Here is a 1,496-nt window from a genome sequence, read left to right as displayed (position 1 = left end):
GCGCAATGCTTTGAGCGTGCGTTCGTCGAGCAGCGTCGCTTCGGTGAAGTCACGCCCGCCGTGAACGATCCTGTGGCCGACCCGGTCGATGCGGCGCAGGAGATCGTTTTCTGCGAGCACGGATGCAACCGCCGCGAACGCCTTGACCATATCGATCGGTGCTTCGCCCAGGCTCTTGTCGATCTTGGATCTGCCGGCCGCGGCCTCGACACGCAGCCGTGGTTGTTGACCGAGAGAGGAGACATTGCCGCGCAGCAGTAGCGGAAGTTTGTGACGCTCTTCGAAGACGGCGAACTTCAGGCTCGAAGAACCCCCGTTCAGGACAAGGATCGCATCGGTCATGAAGCCATCCGATATGTTGCCACCCCTATGCGCTTGCGAACGGGCATCCGTTCAATCCGGACACTTCGGCCCCGCATCGGCATCCTGTTCCCACTTCCAATCAAGGATCTCCGGCATATCCTGCCCATGGGCGCGAATATAGGCTCGATGTTCAAGCAGCTTGCTGTCCATCGCCTGCTTGATGCCGACCTGCATGCTCTTCAGTCGCGGAACCCAATCTACGACGCTTTGGACGATATGAAAGCGGTCGAGGCCGTTCAGCACCGTCATGTCGAAGGGCGTGGTGGTCGTGCCCTCCTCGTTGTAGCCGCGCACATGGATGTTGTCGTGGTTGGTGCGTCGATAGGTCAGGCGATGGATCGTCCAGGGATAGCCGTGATAGGCAAAGATGACCGGCTTGTCGGTGGTGAACAGCGCATCGAACTCGCGATCCGACAGCCCGTGCGGATGATATTCCTTTGGCTGAAGAGTCATTAGGTCGACGACATTGACCACCCTGGTCCTGAGATGGGGGACCTTTTGCCTTAGGATCTGCACGGCGGCCAGCGTTTCGAGGGTCGGGACGTCGCCAGCGCAAGCCATCACGACGTCGGGCTCAGCCCCATCGTCCGTTGACGCCCAGTCCCAGATACCAATCCCCGCCCTGCAGTGAACGATTGCCTTGTCCATGGACAGCCACTGCCAGGATGGCGGCTTGCCGGCGACGATGACGTTGATGCGGTTCCAGGTCTGCAGCACATGGTCGGTCACGCACAGCAAAGTGTTGGCGTCCGGTGGCAGGTAGACCCGCACGATGTCGGCCTTCTTGTTTAGGGCAACGTCGATGAATCCGGGATCCTGATGGCTGAAACCGTTGCGTTCCTGATGCCAGACATGGCTCGACAACAGATAGTTCAGTGATGCGATCGGCCGCCGCCACGGGATATCGCGGCAGGCATCGAGCCATTTCGCGTGCTGATTGAACATGGAATCGACGATGTGGATGAACGCCTCGTAGCAGGAGAACAGGCCGTGGCGCCCGGTTAGCAGATAGCCTTCGAGCCAGCCCTGGCAGGTGTGCTCGGAGAGGATTTCGAGAACCCGGCCATCGCGCCCCAGATGAACGTCTTCGGGCAGCATCTTCTCCATCCAGCCACGCTCGGTCACTTCAAACA

The 1,496-nt window shown here is 59.8% G+C and carries 1 protein-coding gene and 1 pseudogene; both read right to left on the bottom strand.

Annotated features, from left to right (window positions below; translation table 11 throughout):
- A pseudogene (locus EN932_RS35915) lies at nucleotides 1–342 on the bottom strand (acetate/propionate family kinase); the annotation flags it as partial.
- A 51-nt stretch (nucleotides 343–393) separates the two neighbouring features.
- Nucleotides 394–1,496: phosphoketolase family protein (locus tag EN932_RS35910; RefSeq protein WP_164890846.1), on the bottom strand; the 1,103-nt coding region annotated here is incomplete at its 5' end.

Origin of the sequence: Mesorhizobium sp. M7A.F.Ca.US.002.01.1.1 (genome assembly GCF_004022955.1) — a bacterium.
Classification (GTDB): Bacteria; Pseudomonadota; Alphaproteobacteria; order Rhizobiales; family Rhizobiaceae; genus Mesorhizobium; species Mesorhizobium ciceri.
Note: the sequence above shows the minus strand (reverse complement) of the source record. Positions and strands in the feature narration are given on the sequence as shown.